Raw genomic sequence first — 19,855 nt, 5'->3', positions numbered from 1 at the left:
GATCAGATAAGGGGCGACAAAGCTCCATTCTTCATCGCTGACATCACTGGGGTAAGGCTTGCGAGACATGCTGGCACTGTATCCAAGCTCAGCACCACCTCTCGGAAAAGTGCATAACACGCTCTAGAAAGCCGCCAGGCCGTGTGTCACTACGGACTGGCGGCTTTGTTTTGCCTGGGCCGTGGGCATGCCCTCGTCTGCACCGCGAAGGCGCTGTGCTTGGTAGAGCAGGTGGCGGATAGCTCAAGAGGCTGAGGATTTTCAATCAAAAGAAATACGGGTATTTGTCTATCATGCCGAAATGGCATGATTTTTATTCTTTTGATTGGTGGTTGCTGGGCGGTGCCAACCCCGATGGTGCTGCGCCATTGAGGGTGTTCAATCAAAGGAAATTCCATGTATTGATAGTCATGCCGAAACAAAGTTATTTTATTTCCTTTGATTTGTAATTCCGCAAGAGCTGGGCGTCACAAATCACGCGCCGTGGTCGCCATTTGCCGCACGGTCAGCAAAAAGTATTCCGGCACGCATTCGGTGTGGCGCGAAGGGGTATGGGTGCAGTCGTGCAGGGTGACGGGGCTGCCGCCCTGGGCGCGCAGGGTGTTGTAGGCCGACAGGCCCGATTCGTAGGGCACGGTCTGGTCGTCGCGGCCGTGGAACAGGTACACCGGGCGGCTGGGCTTCCAGCCTTGGTGGACGTTGCTTTCGCGGGCGATGGCGTCTTTGTCGTCGGCCATGTAGCGGTCCATGAAGGTGGTTTGGTAGCGCACGTCGGCGTCTTCGGGTGAGGTCAGGCGCAGCAGCACGCGGCGCAGCTCTTTGCGCACGCTGGAGCCAAGGTGGCGCAGCAGGCCGGGCTGGATCAAATGGCCCCACCAGTAGCGGTCGCGGATGCGTTGCACCTGGGTGTCCAGCGTGGTTTGCACGTCGTAGGGGCCGCCGCCGGGAAAGCTCGCTTGCAGTTGCGCCAACAGGGCGGGGCTGTCGCCCAGCTCCAGGGCGCGCTGGGCGGCCATGGTGGCGTAGCCGCCTTCGGAGTAGCCCGCCATGTAAAGCTGGCCGTTGTCGGCGACGTGGTTTTGGCGCCGCCAGGTTTGGGCGGCGGTGAGCATGTCGATGACGGCGCGCGCGGCCGGGGTGGCGACGAGGTAGGGGTGCTCTTGCCCTTTGGTAGCGCCAAAGCCGACGTAATCGGCGGCGACCACGATGTAGCCCAGCGAGGCCAGGACGATGGGCGGCTCTTGCCCTTCGATGCGGTTGGAGGGGGCTTCGGCGTCGTAAAAGATGGTGGCGTGCTGGTAGCTGACCACGGGGCTGGGCTGCCCGGCGGGCTTGACGGGGAGGGTGAGCAGGCCGGAGGCTTCGACCAGCGCGCCGTCCTTGTCGTGCGTGCGGTAGGTCAGCCGGTAGGTTTGTACGTCGTAGCGCGGGGCAACGCCCTGGATGCGTTCGCTGTGGCTGGCCAGGGCTTGGGTGATTTCTGCGCGGCTGACGGGTTTGAGGGGTTGGGCGCCGACCAGATCGCCGATGGCGGGCGCGGGTGGCTCGGGCGGCAGGGGTTCCGGATCCGAGCCGCCGCCGCACGCGGCCAAGACGGCTGCGGCAGCGGCGGTGAGTAGCCAACGGGCGGAGGTGGCGCACAAGCGCGCGGACAGCAAAGGGGTGGGCATGGGCAGCAGGGGGAAAGCCGAAAAACGGCGCATTGTAGGAAATGTTGAACAAAGCCCCCCAAGGCGTGTCATCCCCATCCACGCGCTGCCCAAGCCTGGGGATGAGCGCGGTGTGTGGATGGGGACGACAGGCCTTCTTGCCCCGGCCCTTGTGGTTTGTGGCCTCAACGCTCGCGCGCGGCGACGGCGTGGTCGGGGAAGTCGCTGAACACGCCATCTACCCCCAGTTCATAAAAGGCGCGGTATTCGGCTTTGGGGTCGCCCTGGAAGTTGGCGGCCAGGCGGCGCGCTTCGCTGCGGAAGGTGTAGGGGTGCACCACCAGCCCGGCTTTGTGGGCGTTGGCAACGACGGCGGTGGCGGGCATGAGGGTGCGGTCGCGCTCGTCAATGCGGCCATCGCGGTTCAGGTCCACGGGCTTGCCTGCGGCATCGAGCGTTTGGCGCGAGGGGATGAGGTAGGGCTTCCACGGGCCGATGCCGTCGGCGTAGGTGGCGATTTCCTGCAAACCGGCGGGGGTGAGCAGGTCGCTGTAGGTGCGCCTGTCGCCTGCGGCGGTCAGGTCGTAGGGCTGGCCCCAGGGCAGGGATTGGTCCACGCTGCCATCGGGGTTGAGGTCGTAGCCGTCGATGAGCTGCACCAGCCGCACCTGGGTTTTGCTGCGCAGGTATTTGAGGTTGGCCACTTCAAAGGATTGGACGATGACGGGCGCGGTTTTGTCCTTGTAGCCGTAGCGCGCCAGCACCTCCAGCAGTCGGTCTTCCAGCGCCAGGCCCAGGCGCTGGTGGTAGGTGGGGTGCTTGGTTTCCGGGTACACGCCGATGGTGCGGCCGCTGCGCTGGCTTTCGCTGCGCGCCAGCGCCAGCACTTCATCCAGGGTGGGGATTTCGTAGCGCCCGTTGTGGCTTTGGTCGCGCTCGCCCAAGGGCTGGATGGCGCGCAGGGTCTTGATTTCGGCCAGGGTGAAGTCGCTGGCGAACCAGCCTTCTTCCTCAAACCCATCGACCACCATGGTGCGCTTGCGGCTGGCGAATTCGGGGCGGTCTTTCACGTCCGTGGTGGCGCTGATGTTGGGTTCATGGCGGGCGATGAGGTGCCCGTCCTTGGTGGCGACCAGATCGGGCTCGATGAAGTCCGCGCCCAGCGCGATGGCGCGGCGGTAGCTCTCCAGCGTGTGCTCGGGCAAGTAGCCGCTGGCACCGCGGTGGCCAATGACCAGCGGCGCATCGCCGGTGAGGGTGGGGTAGCGGCTGGCGGCATCGTCGCCGCTGCAAGCGCTCAGGGCCAGCGCGGCGCAGGCCCAAAGCGGGGTCAGGCGCAGCCATTGTGGTGTGGGCATGGGAGGTCTCCTTTTCATCAAGGTTCGGTAGGGATGTGCTTGGGTGCAAAGGCGCGCACTATAGGCCGGTTGTGTGACATTTCGTTGACATCTGCGCCTGTTTTCAGGTGTGCGTGTGCGCATGGGCGGGTGCCGGGCATGCCGCCATTTCGGCGACCAGCCATTGCCAGAAGCGCTCGCGCTTGCCCTCAGGCTGGGTCAGTGGCTCGGCCGAAAGCAGGTAATAGCCCGAGCCATCGCGCACAAAACCGTAGGGCGCCTGCCATTGGCCGTTGCGCCATTCGTCTTGCACCATCAAAAACGATGCCATGGCCACGCCCAGGCCCGCCGTGGCCGCTTGCAGGCAGAGGTAAAAATGCTCGTAATCGAGCCGCGCGTGGCCTTCCAGGGGCACGCCGGTGAGGCGGCTCCAGGTCGGCCAGGCCTTGGGGCGGCTGGCCGAGTGCAGCAAGGTGGCATTGCCCAGCGTGGCTTGGGCCGTGGCCTGCGGCGCTGCGGGGTTGGCGCGGCACACCGGCCCCACCCATTCGTCGCACACCTTCCGGGCGTACACCCCGTTGCCCCAGGGGAAATCGTTGCGCCGCAGCGCCACATCGACCCCGGAGCGCACCAGGTCGATAGGGCCGCCAGCGGCCAGCAAATGCAGTTGGATGCCCGGATGTGCCTGCTGGAAGGCGGGCAGGCGGGGAATCAGCCACTTCATCGCCAGCGTGGGCTCGCATGACACCACCAGCGTGTCGTTGCGGCTGGCTTGCAAGCGGTGCACGGCCTCTTCAAGCTGGGCAAACACCGATGACGTCACGGCGTGCAGCGAACGCCCTGCGGCGTTGAGGAAAACGGCGCGGTTGCGCCGCTCGAACAGCTCCACGCCCAAGGCGCGCTCCAGTTGGCGAATCTGGCGGCTGACTGCGCCGTGGGTGACGTGCAACTGCTCGGCTGCCTTGACGAAGCTGCCCGTTTGCGCTGCCGCCTCAAAAAAACGCAGTGCAGTCAGGTGAGGTAGTGGCATGGCGATGGTCGATGAAAACTATCAGATTCGAGGCACTATAAATCGTTTTTCATGACGCTGGAAATTGTGAAAAATAGGATTATTCGAATATGTCGTCTTTTCTGATGGGGAGTTTTTCATGCATGAATTGTGGGCCGTTGCCGTGATTACCATTTTGGCGGTAATTAGCCCGGGGCCGGATTTTGCGATGGTGACACGCAATAGCTATGCATTTGGCAAAAGTGCGGGTTTATTCTGTGCGCTGGGTATTGGGTTTGGTGTACAAGTTCATGTGATATATACGGTTTTTGGGATTTCTGCGGTGATTTTGCAGTCGCCTGGGTGGTTTTGGGTTTTGAAATCAACAGGTGCGGCTTATTTGGTATGGATGGGTTATCAATCGTGGCGATCCCATCCGTTGCCCAAACCAAACGGAACGGAAAATAACGCCGTGCCTGAGCGAAAGCCATCGCCCTGGAATGCGTTTTGCATGGGGTTTTTCACCAATGCCCTCAATCCCAAAACCATGCTGTTTGTGGTGGCGACGTACACCCAGGTCGTGCGTGCAGATGCGCCCCTGGCGCTGCATTTCGCTTATGGGCTGTTCATGTCGCTGGCGCATGTGCTGTGGTTTGCGGCGGTGGCGGTGTTTTTCGCGCACCCCGCCATGCGCGATCGCCTGCTGGCACGGCAAAAAGGGGTGGACCGGGCCATTGGCCTGGCGCTCATGTTGCTGGGGGGCTGGCTGTTGTGGACGGCTTGAACATAGCGCCCCCCTGCTTTCCCCTGCGTGGCACAGGGGCAGGCACGGCAGGCAAGCGGGGTGTTGAATTTATCGATCAATGTAAAAACAATATGATTCATATCATGCCGAAACAAGGTGATTTTGTTTCCTATTGATCGATAAATTTTCGGGTTTCAGCCCTGTTGGCTCTGTTGGAAGCCCTCTCCTGCGCGTGGGAGAGGGCTGATGTGAGGGCTGGGGCGCGGGCTACTGCCGGGCCATAAGCGCAATTGCAGGCCCGATCACACACTCGATCACACACCCATCACATCCGCCATTCCAGGCCGATAAAGGCCTGGCGCGGCGCGCCCACGCCAATGGTGGTGGCGTTGATGGCGCCGGTGTAGTAGCGGCGGTCAAACACGTTTTTCAGGCTGAGCGAGGCCGATGCCTGCTCGCTGAAGCGGTAGCGCAGGCCCAGATCTACCAGCGTGTAGGCGGGCAGCTGGAAGCTGTTGTCGTTGGTGCCCTGGCGCTTGCCCACGTGGGTCAGGCCCAGGCTGGCGCCCCAGCGCGACCAGTCGCCCTGGAAGCGGTAGTCGGCAAACACGCCCAGCGCATGGCGCGGCACGTTGGGCGTGGTGTTGCCCGCGTAGCGGTCGTCCTGGTCGAATTGGGCCTTGGCAACGTAGGCGTAGTTGGCCGTCAAATCCAGGCCGCGCAGGGGGCGGGTGTGCAGCGTCGCTTCCAGGCCCTGGCTGCTGCGCAGGCCGGAGAGGCGCGAGTACTGCGGATCCTCCGGGTCGGTCATCTTGAGGTTGCGCTTTTCCAGCCGGTAGGCGGCCAGCGTCAAGAAGGTTTGCGCCGGTTGCAGGTTGAACTTGACGCCCGCTTCCCACTGGCGCGACTTTTGCGGCTCAAAGCGTTTGCCAAAGCGGTCGGTGCCGCTTTGCGGCACGAACGAGCGCGTGTAGCTGAGGTAGGGCGAGATTTGCTCGTTGGGGTGAAAGACCACGCCCAACTGCGGCGTCACGCCCCGGAAGTGCTCGCGCGGCTGGTTTTTGTCGGGGTCTTTGGCGTCCACCTGGTCGTAGCGCAGCCCGGCCATGACGGTCAGCGTTTCGCGCCAGCGCATCACGTCTTGCAGGTACAGGCTGTGGCTGTCGAAGCGGTCGGCATACACGCTTTTGAGGGTTTGGCGGCCATTGGGCGGGCGCACCGCGTCGTACACGGGGTTGTAGATGTGGATGGCCGAGCTTTGGTAGCGGTTGTTGGTGCGCCGGTTGGTGAAGCGCTCGAACTCCGCGCCCGCCAGCAGCCGGTGCTGCAAGCCCGCGCCGCTGAACTCGCCCACCGCCTCCACGCGGCCGAGGCTGCCGCGCAGGCGGGCGTCCCAGTCGCCCACCTGGCGTTTGAGCAGGCCGTCGCGCCCGACGGGTTTGTTATCGCCCAGGAACCACATGTAGGTGCGGTCTTCCTCCTGGCGTGAGTGCACGAGGTCGCCGCGCAGCAGCCACTGGTGGTTGAGCTGGTGGTGCAGGTTCAGCGACAGCTGCGTGTCCTGGAACTTGAAGCGCGCGTAAGGCTCGCCCAGAAAGCGCGAGCGCGGCACGTCGGCAAAGCCCACGCGCCCGTCCGGCTGCACGGCCAGCACGGTGCCACGGTCGCCCGTGCGCTGGTCGGCATAGGCGCTGGCGCGCAGCGTGAGCAGGGTGTCGGGCGTGAGCGTCGTGTTGATCTGCCCGGTCAGCCCCTTGGCCTTGCCGCTGACCACGTCGCGGAAGCTGTGCGCCTGCGAGCTGAGCGCCTGCAAGCGGTAGCTGGCGCGCTGGCCCAGCGGGCCGGTCACATCCACGCTGCCTTGGCGGTAGCGGTCTTGCCCCAGCCGCAGCCGGGCCGATGCGCCAAAGGTGCGCGAGGGCTGACGGCTGACGATGTTGACCACGCCGCCTGGCTCCAGCGCGCCGTAGAGCACCGTGGCCGGGCCGCGCAGCACTTCGATGCGCTCGATGTCGTACAGCGGCACCTGGCCGTATTTGCGGTAGCGCAGGCCATCGCGAAAGTAGTTCTTGCCCGCCGAGAGCTGAAAGCCGCGCGCGCTGAAGAATTCGCCCGCGTTGCCGAAGTTGTCGGTGCCGCCCACGGTGGCGGCGTAGCGCATTACGTCGGCCAGGTTGGTGGCGCTGCTGTGCTCGATGAGGGTGCGATCCACCGCTGTGACGCTGAAGGGCGTTTCCATCGCGCTGGCGGGCACGCGCGTGGCGGCGCTGGCGGAAATGGCGTCGGCCGTGGCGGACACCGTGAGTTCCGCCAGCTCGGGCACGGGCTGAGCGGCCGCGCTGGCGGCTTTCTCGGTTTTTCCGGCCTGGTCCGTCGGCGTGGGCTGGGCGGTCGGGGCGTCCGCCGCCAGCGCGCCTTGGGCGCTGGCGCACAGGGCGGCGCCAGCCATGAGGTATCGATGCCATGTCATGGTTTTTCTCCTTGTTGCGATAAAAAAACAGTCAATGCGTCAGGGGCGTGGTGGGGGGATGCCGCTGGGCGCGGCGCACGCCCAGCGGCAGCGGGGCTGGGTGGTTGCGCCAGACGCCAGGCGGCCCATGCGCACAGCAGCGCCAGCAGCCAGCAGGCCAGGGCGATCCACAGCGGCTCGCCCTGGCCGCGCAGCCAGTCCTGCCGCCAGCCGCCGCTGCTCAGCGCCGATAGGCAGGGCAGCGCCGCCAGCAGCAGCGCGGCCGCACCGCAGGCATAGCGCCAGGCGCGCCGCGCCGTGGGTGCACAAGCCAGCGCCAGGGCCAGCAGCCCCCAGGCGATCAGAAAGCCCCACAACTCCGGGGCCACCGTGGCGCGGCCCAGCAAGTCGTGCGCGCCGTCAAAACGCAGCCCGCCCCAGGCGGCCAGCCAGGATGCGCCCCAGGGCGTCCAGCTCCATTGCGCCAGCGCCGCCGCCAGCAACAGGGCCAGCACCAGGCCCGCCGTTACGCCCGCGTTCAGGCGCGCCATCAGCGCGTCCGCTGCGGGGGCGGTTGCGTCGGGTTGGCCTGGCTGGCGGCGCCGCGCGGCATCGGCCGTGCGCGCGCACCACACGGCCAGGCCGGAAAACACCAGCGCCGTGCAGGCCGCGCCCATCAGGAAATAGGCCAGCACCATCCAGCGGCCACCGAAGTAGCCATAGTGCAGCGGCCGCATCATGGCCAGCGCGCGCGTCAGCGGGCCTTGTTCGCGGCGGTCCACCACGGCCAGCAGCTGCGCGTCGTCGCCGTGCATCACCACCATGCTTTGGCCGCGCTGCACCAGCGCCAGGCCGGGCAAATCGCCCTGCACGCGCACCGAAGCGCCCGCCTTGCCAAAGGCGGCGAAGTTCATGTGCGTGGGGGTCAGGGCGGGCAGTTGGGCCTGCGCCTGGGCGATGAAGGCCGAGGGCGGCGGCATGGCGATGGGCGCTCGGCCTGCTCCACTTGCGCCGCCTGCGCCGCGCAGCGTGGGCGGTGGGGGCGAGCGCCAGCCCGTCAACGGCTCCAGCCCCAGCCAGGCGCCCGTGGCGGCGATCAGCAGATGAAAGCCCAGCAGCCAAACGGCAATGAACTTGTGCACATCGCTCCACGCCTTGCGCCCGCCCTGGCCCAGCCGCAGCTTGAACAAGTCGCGCCCCAGCCGCCGCCAGTGCAGCGCCAGCCCGGTCAGCAGCGAAAACAGCATCAGCAGCCCCAGCACGCCCACCAGCCAGCGCCCGGTGCTGCCCATCCACAGCCGGGCATGCAGGCGCTGGACGAAATCGGCAAAGTGCGAGGGCAGGCTGGGCAGCACCTGCCCGGTGTGCGGGTTCAGCCAGGCGCGCCCGCCGCTATCGAGCGTGTAGGAATAGCTGTGGATGGAATAGGCATCGGCCGGAAACGCCAGCAGCCGCGGGCGCTGCTCGGGCAAGGCTTGCTGAAAGCGCGCCAGCGCCTCATCCGGCGAGAGCGCGGGCGGGCAGGCTTGCGGCGGCAGGCAGGCGCTGACCAGTGTGGGATTGGCCCAGGCCTTGAGCGGGAATTTGTAAACGGCCAGCGTGCCCGTCAGGCAAATGGCGAACAGCAGCCAGCCCGCCAGCAGCCCTGCCCAGCGATGAAAGCGATACACCCATGCCATGGGCGAGACGCGCCGCGATTGGCGATCCATGCAAACCCGTTTCCCCCAGCCACCGCCCGTGGCTGGTATGCAATACGTGACATGCGGGGCGGATGGATGCGAGGTGTTGCCTGGGGGGGCGCAATGCGCTCGGTGGCCCGATAAGGGCATCAGCGCTGCGGGCCTGGGCCAGCGCAAGGCTCCCAAGACACACGTCAACCCGCCGCGCGCTCAAGTGAATGAGGGCGAATGCCAATGCGCATCACGCCCTCTGGCCGACAGGCCGGTATCCGGGCTTACAGCGTCCGGCGCGTCGGATGCGCCGGGGCACGGATCACGCCTTCCCGCTTGCGCAGTGGCTGCCAGCGCCGTGGGCGGCTGGCCTGTGTCGTGCATCGTCTGTTGACCGTTGCGGGGGCAGCACAGGATTTGCAGCGCGGGCCGCGCACCTGTTTCCCGTTTCACTGCGGGCGGCAGAAGGCCGTGCGCAGCACCTGTCAGAGAGGGGCGCGATTGTATCGGCGCGCTTGGCCGCTCGACGGCGTTTGGGCAAAGCCTTTGCGCAAGCGGGCACAAACGCGGCTCGGGATAATCACGGCTTTGGCGCTGCACCGCAGCGCGTTTTTGTTTTTTGCTGTTTGATCTTTGCCATGACTGCCTCCCCCACCGTCAACCACTTCGATGCCCGCGCCCGCGATTGGGACAAGCGCCCCATCTCCCAGCAACTGGCCGATGTCGCCGAGCGCCTGCTGGCGCGCCTGGAACTCTCTGCCCAGGCCCACGTGCTGGACTTTGGCGCAGGCACCGGCTTGCTGGCCACCGCCGTGGCGCCACGGGTGGCCAAAGTTACGGCGCTGGATACTTCGGCGGGCATGCTGCAAGTGCTGCGCGAGAAGGGCGTTGCCAATATCGAGACGGTGCAGCAGGACATTTTTGCGGGCCTGCCCGGGCGCTTTGACGCCATCGTCAGTTGCATGGCGTTGCACCACGTGGCCGATACCGCCGCGCTGCTGCGCGTGTTTGCCGACTTGCTGGCGCCTGGCGGGCAAATCGCGCTGGTGGATTTGTACGCCGAGGACGGCAGCTTTCACGGCGACAACGCCGCCAAAGGCGTGCACCACCTGGGCTTTGAGCCTGAAGCTCTGCAAGCGCTGGCGCGTCAGGCCGGGCTGGAGCAGGTGGCGATGCAGCCGCTGGCGAGCATCCAGCGCGAAACGGGTGATTACCCGCTGTTTTTGCTCACAGGCCGCAAGCCTGCCTGAGTTTGCATTTCATTGTGAATTGAACTTTATTGCCATCATGCCGAAACATGGCAATTTATTTTCTTATTGATTGATAAAAAATGCACCCGGGCGTGCAGCAAGAAAAAGAACGCTTCTCACGCCCCTTTGCATACCCATGCAGACCGCGCCAGCAGGGGAATGGATTCACAAGCGCGGGCATTGCCGCCATACTGCGCGGCCATTCGCTGGCCTGGCGCGGCTTTTCAGCCCGTGCCAAGGCCCGATTCAAAGCCTGCGTCAACCCCCGTGTTGAACGGCCAGCGCCACAACCCATCACCGACCAAGGAACACACCATCATGCAAGGCCATCCACAAGTTCTCGAGTGCCTGAACCACCTGCTGCGCGGCGAGCTGGCCGCGCGCGACCAATACTTCTTCCACTCGCGCCGCTATGAAGACCTGGGGCTGAAAAAGCTCTACGAACGCCTCAACCACGAGATGGAGGAGGAAACCCAGCACGCCGACGCCATCATGCGCCGCATCTTCATGCTCGGCGGCAAGCCCGACATGCGTGCGCTGGAGATCGCCCCCGGTCTGGAAGTGCCCGAGATGCTGCAAAAAGACCTGGACACCGAAATCGAAGTGCGCGATCGCCTGCGCAAAGCCATGGCCTTGTGCGAGAGCATGGGCGATTACGTCACCCGCGACATGCTGCTGGCGCAATTGCGCGATACGGAGGAAGACCACGCCTATTGGCTGGAGCAGCAACTGGGCCTGATCGAGAAAGTCGGCCTGCAAAACTACCTGCAAGCGCAAATGGGTAATTGAAACAGGGTGGAGCAAGCGATTTCATCGCCCCACGGTGAAATCAAGAAGAACTCAAAAAGAAAGCGAGAAAAGAGGCGCGCAGCGCCCATTTCCCTGAGCAGGCCCCCGGTGGCCTGCTTTTTTGTGCGCGCCAGAGATTGGGCCGATGAGCGCAGAGGCGCACCGTGCGCCCGCATCCGGGCTAACCCTAGGGCGGTGCGGCATCCGGGCTGGCAGGCCATGCGCATCATCCACAATACGCGCCTTGTGCGTTCGCCGCCGCAGCGGGCCTGGCCTGATTTTTTGCGGCGCGCCGGGCGCGGTCTTTGGTTTACATCTTTTGTTTGCAAAGGAATCCCTTTATGGCACGTCTTACCGCACTCGCCGCCGCCGCTGTGGCCGCCGTCGCCCTGGCCCAGCCTGCCCTGGCGCAAAGCTATCCGGGCAGCAAGCCCATCACCATCATCGTGCCCTTCTCCGCAGGCGGGCCGACCGACAAAGTCGCGCGCGACTTCTCCGAAGCGCTGCGCAAGCACCTGGGCAACGCCTCCATCGTGGTGGACAACGCCGCTGGCGCGGGCAGCACCATCGGCATCGCCAAGGCCGCGCGCGCCACGCCCGATGGCCATACCCTGCTGCTCACGCACATTGGCATGTCCACCATCCCCACGCTGTACCGCAAGCTCTCGTTCAACGTGCTGGAGGATTTCGAGTACCTGGGCATCATCAACGACGTGCCCATGACCGTCATCGCTCGCCCCAGCATGGAGGCCAGCAACTTCACCGGCCTGCTGGACTGGATGAAGTCGACCAAAAACGGCGTCAACCTGGGCAATGCCGGGCTGGGGTCGGCCTCGCACCTGTGCGGCCTGATGTTCCAGAAAGCCATCAACATGCAATTGGTGACCATCCCCTACGGCGGCACCGCGCCGGCCATTGCCGATCTGGTGGGCGGCCAGATCGACGTGCTGTGCGACCAGACCACCAACACCACGCCGCAAATCGCGGGCAAGAAGGTCAAGGCCTACGCCGTGACCACGCCCCAGCGCCTGAGCGGCGAGCTGTACAAAGAGCTGCCCACGCTGCAAGAGGCGGGCTTCAAGGACTTCAACGTCACCATCTGGCACGGTCTGTACGCGCCCAAGGGCACGCCCAAGCAGGTGCTGGACACCATCAACGCCGCGCTGAAAAAGGCCCTGCAAGAGCCGGAATTCATCCAGCGCCAGCAAGGCCTGGGCGCTGTGGTGGCCAACGACGAGCGCGTGGAGCCGGCCAAGCACAAAGCGTTTGTGCAGTCCGAAATCCAGAAATGGGGCGAAGTCATCAAGGCCGCAGGCCAGTTTGCGGACTGATTGGCGCGGTGACTGCGCGCAAGGGCGGCGGCATGCTTGCCGCCGCGCTTGATTGCAGATCAAAAAATTTTTCAAATCAGCTCATGGCTTGATAGACGTGCCATGGGCTGTTTTTGTTTTTGCTTCATGATTGAGAAATGACCGACGCCGAAAGCCCCGCGCCCCAACCGCTTGCCGCCCTCCCGCAACCCCAGCCCGGCCAGCGCCAGGCTTTGTGCGTCATGGTGCTGGGCACCTCCAGCGGCGCGGGCAAAAGCTGGCTGGCCACCGCCCTGTGCGCCTGGTATCGCCGCCAGGGCTGGCGCGTGGCGCCCTTCAAGGGGCAGAACATGAGCAACAACGCCCGCGTCGTCGCTACGCCCGAGGGCGGCTATGGCGAAATCGGCAGCGCCCAATACTTCCAGGCCCTGGCCGCAGGCGTGGCGCCCGATGTGCGCATGAACCCGCTGCTGCTCAAGCCCGAGGCCGACACGCGCAGCCAAGTCGTGCTGCTGGGGCAAGTCGATGCTGCGCTCTCGGCCCTGCCGTGGCGTGAGCGCAGCGCGCACGTCTGGCCCGCCATCGCCGCCTCGCTCGATGCCCTGCGCGCCAGCTACGACGTGGTGGTGATCGAAGGCGCAGGCTCGCCCGCCGAAATCAACCTCAGCGCCAGCGATGTGGTGAATATGCGCGTGGCGCGCCACTGCCGCGATGGCGGCTCGCAAGTGCATGCCCTGCTGGTGGCCGATATCGACCGTGGCGGCGCGTTTGCCCACCTGTATGGCACCTGGGCCTTGCTGCCCGAGCAGGATCGCGCCCTCATCCACGGCTTTGTGCTCAACAAATTCCGTGGCGACGCCCGCCTGCTCTCGCCTGCGCCCGAAATGCTGCGCGAGCGCACCGGCGTGCCCGTGGTCGCCACCATCCCCATGCTGCCCGCGCATGGCTTGCCCGAGGAAGATGGCGTGTTTGACGACCGGCCAACCGGCGCGGCCCATGCAGCAGGCGGCGGCGCGCTCGGTGCCGGGCTGCGCGTGGCCGTCGTCGCCTACCCGCGCATCAGCAATCTCGATGAGTTCGAGCCGCTCAAAACCGTGCCCGGCCTGCGGCTGAGCTGGGTGCGCAGCGCCGCCGAGGTGCAGGAGGCGGACTGGATCATCCTGCCCGGCAGCAAAGCCACCAGCGCCGATTTGCGCTGGCTGCGCGCCCAGGGGCTGGACGCCGCCATCGCCCGCCACGCCGCCCGGGGCAAGCCCGTGCTGGGCATTTGCGGCGGCCTGCAAATGCTGGGCGAAAGCCTGATCGATCTGGACGACCCGCTGGGCAACCAGCCCGGCCTGGGCCTGCTGGCGCTGGTGACGGTGTTCGAGGCGCAGAAAACCGTGCGGCGCGGCCCTTACCGCCTGGGCGCGCTGCAAGGGGCCTGGCAGGCGCTATCGGGCGTGGAAGTGACCGCCTACGAAATCCACCAGGGCCAGACCCGGCCCTACCCGGCCATGCTGGAGAGCGGCCACCGCCTGCAAGAGGCGCTGCCCGGCCTGGCCTGGGCCAACGGTGAGGGCCAGGTGCTGGGCTGCTACCTGCATGGCCTGTTTGAAAACACCAGCGTGCTGCAAGCCCTGTTTGGCGCACAGGCTCAGGGCCTGGAGGCGGTGTTCGCGCGCCTGGGCGACGGGGTGGATGTGTGGTTCCAGCGCAGCGAGGTGTAGGCACAGGCGTTTGGTGTGGTTTGAATTTTATTTCAAGAGAAATAAAACCATGCTGTTTCGGTATGGTGTGTATCAAGCATTGTTTACTTTGGTGTGTAATTCTGGATTTTGCAATTGCCATTCAAAGCGAAACAAAAACGGCCTGTTTCGGCATATCCAGTCTGTAGTGAATTTGCCTTTTGATGGATAAAAAAACAGCCCGCCAAAAGGCGGGCTTGGGGGCTGGAGGTCAAGGCAGCGGCTCTTGCGGCCAAGGCAGCCTGGGCGGCCATTGCGCGCGCTGCGCTGCGCCGCCGCAGGGCATCAGCTCTCGACGTTCTTGCCGATCAGGCCAGCCAGCTCGAACATGGTGATCTGGTCTTTGCCGAAGATGGGGCGCAGCTTGTCATCGGCGTTGATGTTGCGCTTGTTCTTGGCGTCTTGCAGGTTGTTGGCCTTGATGTAGTCCCACAGCTTTTTCACGATTTCGGTGCGGGGGATGGGGGTGCTGCCCACCACGGCGGCCAGTTTGGCGTTGGGCTTGAGCGGCTTCATGAAAGCGGCGTTGGGGGTGCGTTTCTTGGCGGTGGCCATGAGAGGTTCCTTTTGGGTTAAGGGATGAAGGCTGGCCGCGAGACGGTCACCGCTGCGGCCCTTAAAGCTTGAAGCCGCGCAATGCTAGCGAAAAAAATCCCGCCCATCGCCTTTGGCCCGGGCATGGATGCCAATTCGGGGCATTTCTTCGTAAACATGTGTTGCGCAGGGGGCGGGGCGGGCCTTTATGAATGCGGCTGGTCTTTCAGGGCGCGGAGCATGGCCTCGCGCAAGATGGCATTCATGCGGGTTTGGTAGCCCTTGCCCTGGCTTTTGAGCCATGCCATCACATCGGCATCTATGCGCACCGAGGCATGGGTTTTGACGGGCTTGTAAAACGGGTTGGGCTGCGCGTTCAGCCAGAACTGTTCGTCCAGCGGCGCAATCTCGCTGTGGTCGATGGCGCTGTCAGGTTGTTGCGCCAGCTTGCGCAGCTCGGCCTTGCGTTGCTCGGTCAAGGCTGGCAACTGGCCTTGTTTGTATCTAACCATGCTCATAACGTTTCCTTTCTGCGCGGTCTGCGCGCCTGGCGCTGATGATGCGCACGATTTCGATGCCCTCATCATCCAAGCGCACGGTGTGCGCTACCAAAAGCACCAGGCAACCGCCGACCATGCCAATGGTTTGCCAGCGAAGCTCTGCGTTTTCGATGCGGTCTTGCACTGTGAGGGCCAATGGGTCGTCAAAAACCCGGGCGGCTTCCTCGAAATGAATGCCGTGCTTGCGGAAATTGGCTTTTGCCTTGTTGCTGTCCCATTCGAAGAAGCGATCCATGGCTCATTGTATTTCTTCTTTGTATATACAGATGATGGGGCGGAGGCTTTGCATTGCGGCTTTGTTGTCTGGCGCTGTGTCAGCCCACGCAGGGGTTGTGAACTGGCACTACGCGCCCAGCAGCAGCTCATCCACCACGCGCTCGACGCCTTTTTGCCAGGGCGGCAGCTCCAGATCGAAGGTGGTTTCAAAGGCGCTGACGTTCAGGCGCGAGTTGCGCGGGCGGGCGGCGGGGGTGGGGTATTGGGCGCTGGCGATGGGCAGCAGCTTGGCCAGGGGCAGCTCGGGGCGCAGCGCCTGGGCGCGTTCGAAGATCAGGCTGGCATAGGCGTGCCAGGAGGTGTGCCCGCGTGCGGCCAGGTGGTAGGTGCCGCTGAAGGCGGCGCTGCCCAGCGCGGCGTGGTGCAGGGCGTGGGCGCTGGCGTCGGCCAGCAGCTCGGCGCCGGTGGGGGCGCCGATTTGGTCGTCCACCACGCGCAGCTCGGGCAGTTCGCGGCCCAGGCGCAGCATGGTTTTGAGGAAGTTGTGCCCGCGCGCGCTGTACACCCAACTGGTGCGCAGGATGAGGTGTTTGACGCCGCTTTCCACAATGGCTTGCTCGCCCGCCAGTTTGCTGGCGCCGTAGACGGACAGCGGGCCGGTGGCGTCGCCTTCGCGCCAGGGCGCTTGGCCCGTGCCGTCGAAAACGTAATCGGTGCTGTAGTGCAGCAGCCAGGCGTCCAGCCGCTGCGCTTCCTCGGCCAGCATGCGGGGGGCGTGGGCGTTGATGGCGAATGCGCGCTCGGGCTCGCTTTCGGCTCGATCCACGGCGGTGTAGGCGGCGGCGTTGACGATGGCGTCGGGCTGCACGGCGTGTACGGTTTCGCGCAGGCGCTGCACATCGGCCAGGTCGCCGCACAGGCCGTTTTCTTCTTCGCGGCCCAGGGCCACCACATCGCCGAGTACGGCCAGGCTGCGTTGCAGCTCCCAGCCGACTTGGCCGTTTTTACCGAGCAAGAGAATTTTCATGGCGTCGCTCCTTTGTCGATGGCGCAGGGCAGATGGCGGGGGCGGTCAATCCGGGTATTGCTGCGCGACCCATTCGCGGTAGGCGCCGCTTTGCACGCCTTGCACCCATGCGGGGTTGTCCAGATACCACTGGACGGTCTTGCGGATGCCGGTGTCGAACGTTTCGGCGGGCTGCCAGCCCAGCTCGCGCTGGATTTTGCTGGCGTCGATGGCGTAGCGGCGGTCGTGGCCGGGGCGGTCTGGCACGAAGGTGATTTGCTCGGCGTAGCTGGCGCCGTCGCTGCGCGGGCGCAGCGCATCGAGCAGGGCGCAGATGCGGCGCACGATGTCGATGTTTGCGATTTCGTTGTGGCCGCCGATGTTGTAGGTCTGCCCCGGCTGGCCTGCTTCGAGCACGCGGGCAATGGCGCGGCAATGGTCGCGCACGTACAGCCAGTCGCGGATTTGCTGCCCATCGCCATAAATGGGCAGGGGCTGGCCGGCCAGCGCGCGGGTGATGACCAGCGGGATGAGTTTTTCCGGAAAGTGCAGCGGCCCGTAGTTGTTGCTGCAATGGGTGGTGAGCACGGGCAGGCCGTAGGTGTGGTGCCAGGCGCGCACGAGGTGGTCGCTGGCGGCTTTGGTGGCGCTGTAGGGGCTGTTGGGTTCGTAGGGGTTGCGCTCGGTGAAGGCGGGGGCGTCGGGCGCGAGCGAGCCGTACACCTCATCGGTGGAGATGTGCACGAAGCGAAAGCGCTGCCGCGCCGGCTCTGGCAGGCCCTGCCAGTAGGCGCGGGCGGCTTCGAGCAGGGTGAAGGTGCCGGTGATGTTGGTGTGCAAAAACGCTTGCGGGCCATGGATGGAGCGGTCCACATGGCTTTCGGCGGCGAAGTGGACGATGGCGCGCGGTTGGTGGCGCGCCAGCAAATCGGCCACCAGCGCGGCGTCGGCGATGTCGCCGCGCACAAAGGTGTGGTGCGCGTCGCCCTCCAGGCTGGCGAGGTTTTGCAGGTTGCCGGCGTAGGTGAGTTTGTCGAGCGTGAGCACGGGCTCGTCAATGCGTTCCAGCCAATCAAGTACGAAGTTGGCGCCGATGAAGCCGGCGCCGCCAGTGACCAAAATCATGAGGGTTCTTTCAGGACAAAACGGTGAGGGGAAGCGGTGAGGGGGCTGAGTGGGCCTGCGGTGCGTCACTGCGGCATGTCACTCCGGCGCATCGTCGGGGCCGGGCGGGGCGGCTTCGATGCGAAAAGTCTCGCTGGCCCAGGCGCCCATGTCGATTTTCTGGCAGCGCTGGCTGCAAAACGGCCGCCAGGGGTTGCTGGGGGCGTATTGCGTCATGGTGCGGCAGCGCGGGCAGGCGATGGCGATGGGGGCGGCTGCCGCAGGGGGCGCGGCATCGGCGGGAGCGGGCGTGGGGGCAGGGGCGTTCATGGGCGGGCATTGTGGCATTGGCGCGCCAGGCTGGGCGGCAAGCGCCGGGGCGCTTTCGCGCTGGGCGCAAAGCCGATGCCACGCCTCTAGAGCGTGTTATGCACTTTGCGCTCCCCCGCGCTGGCCCCAAAACCGTGTAATCGCAAGGCGTCACGCGCGGCCAAGGCTGGCTGCCTTGGCAAGCGTGGCAACGCAGCGAGTGCATGGTTTTGGGGCCAGCCCGAAGGGAGAAGCGCCCAGGCATGTGCATTGCGGCGTTGCCGTCCCCTTGCAGCGCAGCCAGGCTGCGGCGGGGACCGCGCCTTGCACTGCACCCGCCGGGGCGCTCTCGCGGGGGGCGGAAAGTGCATAACACGCTCTATGATGCGGCCGCGCGGCCTGGAGGGCCGCGCACGGTTTTTGCGGCTGGTTTGCATGCTCGAAGTTTTGCGTATTTGTAGATCAAAGAAAAATTCAATTTCCTGTCATATTGCAGAAATAAGGGTAAAAATTTTCCTGTTTGATTTGTAATTTGGTGGTATCAGGGCGCTTGCCCTGGCCGCGCCAGCCCTGTTCAGTGCCATGCAGCCATCTGGGATGGTCTGCTGGATGGATCGCTCCCCACACTTGCCGATGCCCTCTGTTTCGCCCGATTCCGTCGCCCTGGCTCAGCCGCCTTCGCCCCAGCGCTGGCTGGCGCTGGCGGTGCTTTCCACTGCGCTGCTGCTCATCGTCATCGACATGACGGTGCTCTACACCGCCTTGCCCATCCTCACGCACGATTTGCGCGCCAGCGCGGCGCAGAAGTTGTGGATCGTCAACATGTACCCGCTGGTGGTGGCGGGCTTGCTGCCGGGCACGGGCACGCTGGGCGACCGCTTTGGCCACCGCCGGGTGTTTGCTGCCGGGCTGGCGCTGTTTGGCCTGGCCTCGGTGTGGGCGGCGTATGCGCCCAGCGCGGCGTGGCTGATTGCCGCGCGCGCTGCACTGGCTTGCGGCGCGGCGTTGATGATGCCCGCCACGCTGGCGCTGATCCGCCTGACGTTTGCCGATGAGCGCGAGCGCGGCCTGGCCATTGGCATTTGGGCCTCGGTGGCTTCGGGCGGCGCAGCGCTGGGGCCGGTGCTGGGGGGCTTTTTGCTCACGCGGTTTTGGTGGGGGTCGGTGTTTCTCATCAACGTGCCGGTGGTGCTGCTGAGCCTGGGGCTGGTGTTTGCCGTCATCGGCCCCGATCGCCAGCGCCGAAGCCAAGGCCAAGGCCCGGCTGTGGCGTGGGATTGGCCCAGCTCGCTGCTGGCCCTCTTGGGCATGCTGGGGCTGACCTATGCCATCCAGACGGCCGCCCAGGTGCGCCCGCCCTGGGCGCAGGTGGCGCTGGCTGCGGCCGTGGGGCTGGCGCTGCTGGGGTGGTTTGTGCGCAGGCAGCGGCGCATCGCCTATCCCCTGATCGATTTTTCCCTGCTGCGCCACGACGGTATTGCCACTGGTGTGGTGGCGGCGCTGATGTGCTCCATCGCTTTCATCGGCTTTCAGCTTGTGTTCAGCCAATGGCTGCAACTGGTGCGCGCGCTCAGCCCTTTGCAGGCGGGGCTGTATGTGTTGCCCATCGCGCTGGCCTCGTTCCTGGCTGGGCCGCTGGCGGGCGCGCTGGCCGGGCGGAGCGGGCCGCGCGCCGTCATCCTTGGCGGCATGGCGGTGTGCGTGGCCGGGTTGCTGGGCACGTTGGCGCTCTACCAGGGCATGGGCTGGCCGCTGGTGGCGGCGTTGGCGCTGTTGGGCGGCGGCTATGGCGTGGCGGTGACGGGGGCCTCATCGGCCATCATGTTCAGTGCGCCAGAGAGCCAGGCGGGCATGGCTGCGTCGATGGAGGAGGTCTCCTACGAGCTGGGCGGGCTGCTGGGCGTGGCGCTGCTGGGCAGCCTGATGACGGCGGTGTATGCCGCCAGCTTGCATTTGCCTGATGCGTCAGCGTATGCCGCCCTGCCGCAGATTTACGACAGTCTGGACGAAGCGCGCCTGGCCGCCGAAACCCTGCCCGCGCCCTGGGCGGATGCGCTGCGGCAAGCGGCCAGCGCCGCATTTGACCGCGCCTTTGTGGCCGTGGCCAGCGCCAGCGCCGCGTTGCTGGCGGTTGCGCTGCTGGCGCTGCTGCTGTGGCGCCCGGCAGCCCCGGCCTTGCCCGCACAGCACAAAGATTGCCCATGAAGGACTG

At 65.3% G+C, this 19,855-nt stretch carries 17 protein-coding genes and 1 riboswitch; of the genes, 6 read left to right on the top strand and 11 right to left on the bottom strand.

What is annotated here, in order from left to right:
• Positions 1–467 precede the first annotated feature (467 nt).
• The 3 genes from EBQ26_RS05655 to EBQ26_RS05645 all read right to left on the bottom strand — a co-directional run bounded on the left by EBQ26_RS05655 (position 468) and on the right by EBQ26_RS05645 (position 4,016).
• A complete protein-coding gene (locus tag EBQ26_RS05655; RefSeq protein WP_122238060.1) occupies positions 468–1,670 on the bottom strand; it encodes an alpha/beta hydrolase family protein in 1,203 nt (400 codons plus the stop codon).
• 164 nt (positions 1,671–1,834) lie between these two features.
• Complete coding sequence (locus EBQ26_RS05650; RefSeq protein WP_122238028.1) at positions 1,835–3,007, bottom strand: glycerophosphodiester phosphodiesterase; 1,173 nt, start codon at positions 3,005–3,007, stop codon at positions 1,835–1,837.
• Positions 3,008–3,110: 103 nt separating this feature from the next.
• Entirely contained in the window at positions 3,111–4,016 is a 906-nt protein-coding gene (locus EBQ26_RS05645; RefSeq protein WP_122238027.1) for a LysR substrate-binding domain-containing protein, read from the bottom strand.
• A gap of 118 nt (positions 4,017–4,134) precedes the next feature.
• Here EBQ26_RS05645 and EBQ26_RS05640 point away from each other — a divergent pair, with 118 nt between their 5' ends.
• Positions 4,135–4,758, top strand: a complete 624-nt coding sequence (locus EBQ26_RS05640; RefSeq protein WP_122238026.1) for a LysE family translocator — start codon at positions 4,135–4,137, stop codon at positions 4,756–4,758.
• Between the two features lie 286 nt (positions 4,759–5,044).
• Here the strand turns inward: EBQ26_RS05640 and EBQ26_RS05635 are convergent, their stop codons facing one another.
• Positions 5,045–7,189 carry a TonB-dependent siderophore receptor gene (locus tag EBQ26_RS05635; protein WP_122238025.1) on the bottom strand — a complete coding sequence of 715 codons (2,145 nt, stop codon included), beginning with the start codon at positions 7,187–7,189 and terminating at the stop codon, positions 5,045–5,047.
• A complete protein-coding gene (locus EBQ26_RS05630; RefSeq protein ID WP_238944159.1) occupies positions 7,186–8,877 on the bottom strand; it encodes a PepSY-associated TM helix domain-containing protein in 1,692 nt (563 codons plus the stop codon). Before EBQ26_RS05630 ends, EBQ26_RS05635 begins: the two co-directional genes overlap by 4 nt.
• Positions 8,878–9,090: 213 nt before the next feature.
• Positions 9,091–9,339: riboswitch (cobalamin riboswitch) on the bottom strand.
• A gap of 137 nt (positions 9,340–9,476) precedes the next feature.
• Between EBQ26_RS05630 and EBQ26_RS05625 the strand changes: the two genes are divergently transcribed.
• The 4 genes from EBQ26_RS05625 (at position 9,477) to EBQ26_RS05610 (ending at position 13,896) form a co-directional block, all read left to right on the top strand.
• Positions 9,477–10,088, top strand: a complete 612-nt coding sequence (locus EBQ26_RS05625) for a class I SAM-dependent DNA methyltransferase (protein WP_124781111.1) — start codon at positions 9,477–9,479, stop codon at positions 10,086–10,088.
• 318 nt (positions 10,089–10,406) lie between these two features.
• A complete protein-coding gene (gene bfr, locus EBQ26_RS05620; RefSeq protein ID WP_122238059.1) occupies positions 10,407–10,877 on the top strand; it encodes a bacterioferritin in 471 nt (156 codons plus the stop codon).
• A 341-nt stretch (positions 10,878–11,218) separates the two neighbouring features.
• The gene (locus EBQ26_RS05615; protein WP_122238022.1) at positions 11,219–12,208 is read left to right on the top strand and encodes a tripartite tricarboxylate transporter substrate-binding protein; all 990 of its coding nucleotides are present in this window, start codon (positions 11,219–11,221) and stop codon (positions 12,206–12,208) included.
• 221 nt (positions 12,209–12,429) lie between these two features.
• Complete coding sequence (locus EBQ26_RS05610; protein WP_122238058.1) at positions 12,430–13,896, top strand: cobyric acid synthase; 1,467 nt, start codon at positions 12,430–12,432, stop codon at positions 13,894–13,896.
• 303 nt (positions 13,897–14,199) lie between these two features.
• Here EBQ26_RS05610 and EBQ26_RS05605 read toward each other — a convergent pair whose 3' ends face one another.
• From EBQ26_RS05605 to EBQ26_RS05580, 6 genes are all read right to left on the bottom strand, one after another.
• The gene (locus EBQ26_RS05605) at positions 14,200–14,469 is read right to left on the bottom strand and encodes an SWIB/MDM2 domain-containing protein (protein ID WP_122238021.1); all 270 of its coding nucleotides are present in this window, start codon (positions 14,467–14,469) and stop codon (positions 14,200–14,202) included.
• Positions 14,470–14,654: 185 nt separating this feature from the next.
• Entirely contained in the window at positions 14,655–14,966 is a 312-nt protein-coding gene (locus tag EBQ26_RS05600; RefSeq protein ID WP_122238020.1) for a BrnA antitoxin family protein, read from the bottom strand.
• Complete coding sequence (locus tag EBQ26_RS05595; protein ID WP_122238019.1) at positions 14,953–15,243, bottom strand: BrnT family toxin; 291 nt, start codon at positions 15,241–15,243, stop codon at positions 14,953–14,955. Before EBQ26_RS05595 ends, EBQ26_RS05600 begins: the two co-directional genes overlap by 14 nt.
• Positions 15,244–15,351: 108 nt before the next feature.
• Positions 15,352–16,251: a dTDP-4-dehydrorhamnose reductase gene (gene rfbD, locus EBQ26_RS05590; protein WP_122238018.1), complete on the bottom strand. Its 900-nt coding sequence runs from the start codon at positions 16,249–16,251 to the stop codon at positions 15,352–15,354.
• A 45-nt stretch (positions 16,252–16,296) separates the two neighbouring features.
• Positions 16,297–17,355: a dTDP-glucose 4,6-dehydratase gene (gene rfbB, locus EBQ26_RS05585; RefSeq protein ID WP_122238017.1), complete on the bottom strand. Its 1,059-nt coding sequence runs from the start codon at positions 17,353–17,355 to the stop codon at positions 16,297–16,299.
• 78 nt (positions 17,356–17,433) lie between these two features.
• Positions 17,434–17,664 carry a DNA gyrase inhibitor YacG gene (locus EBQ26_RS05580; protein ID WP_122238057.1) on the bottom strand — a complete coding sequence of 77 codons (231 nt, stop codon included), beginning with the start codon at positions 17,662–17,664 and terminating at the stop codon, positions 17,434–17,436.
• Positions 17,665–18,276: 612 nt separating this feature from the next.
• On the opposite strand from EBQ26_RS05580, the gene EBQ26_RS05575 reads away from it, so the two are divergent.
• Positions 18,277–19,848, top strand: coding sequence for an MFS transporter (locus EBQ26_RS05575; protein ID WP_122238016.1), 1,572 nt, complete (start codon positions 18,277–18,279; stop codon positions 19,846–19,848).
• Positions 19,849–19,855: the final 7 nt, after the last annotated feature.

Origin of the sequence: Allofranklinella schreckenbergeri (genome assembly GCF_003703475.1) — a bacterium.
In the GTDB taxonomy this organism is placed as follows: Bacteria; Pseudomonadota; Gammaproteobacteria; order Burkholderiales; family Burkholderiaceae_C; genus Lampropedia; species Lampropedia schreckenbergeri.
The sequence above is the reverse complement of the archived record's forward strand: the minus strand, read 5'-3'. Positions and strand labels throughout refer to the sequence as shown.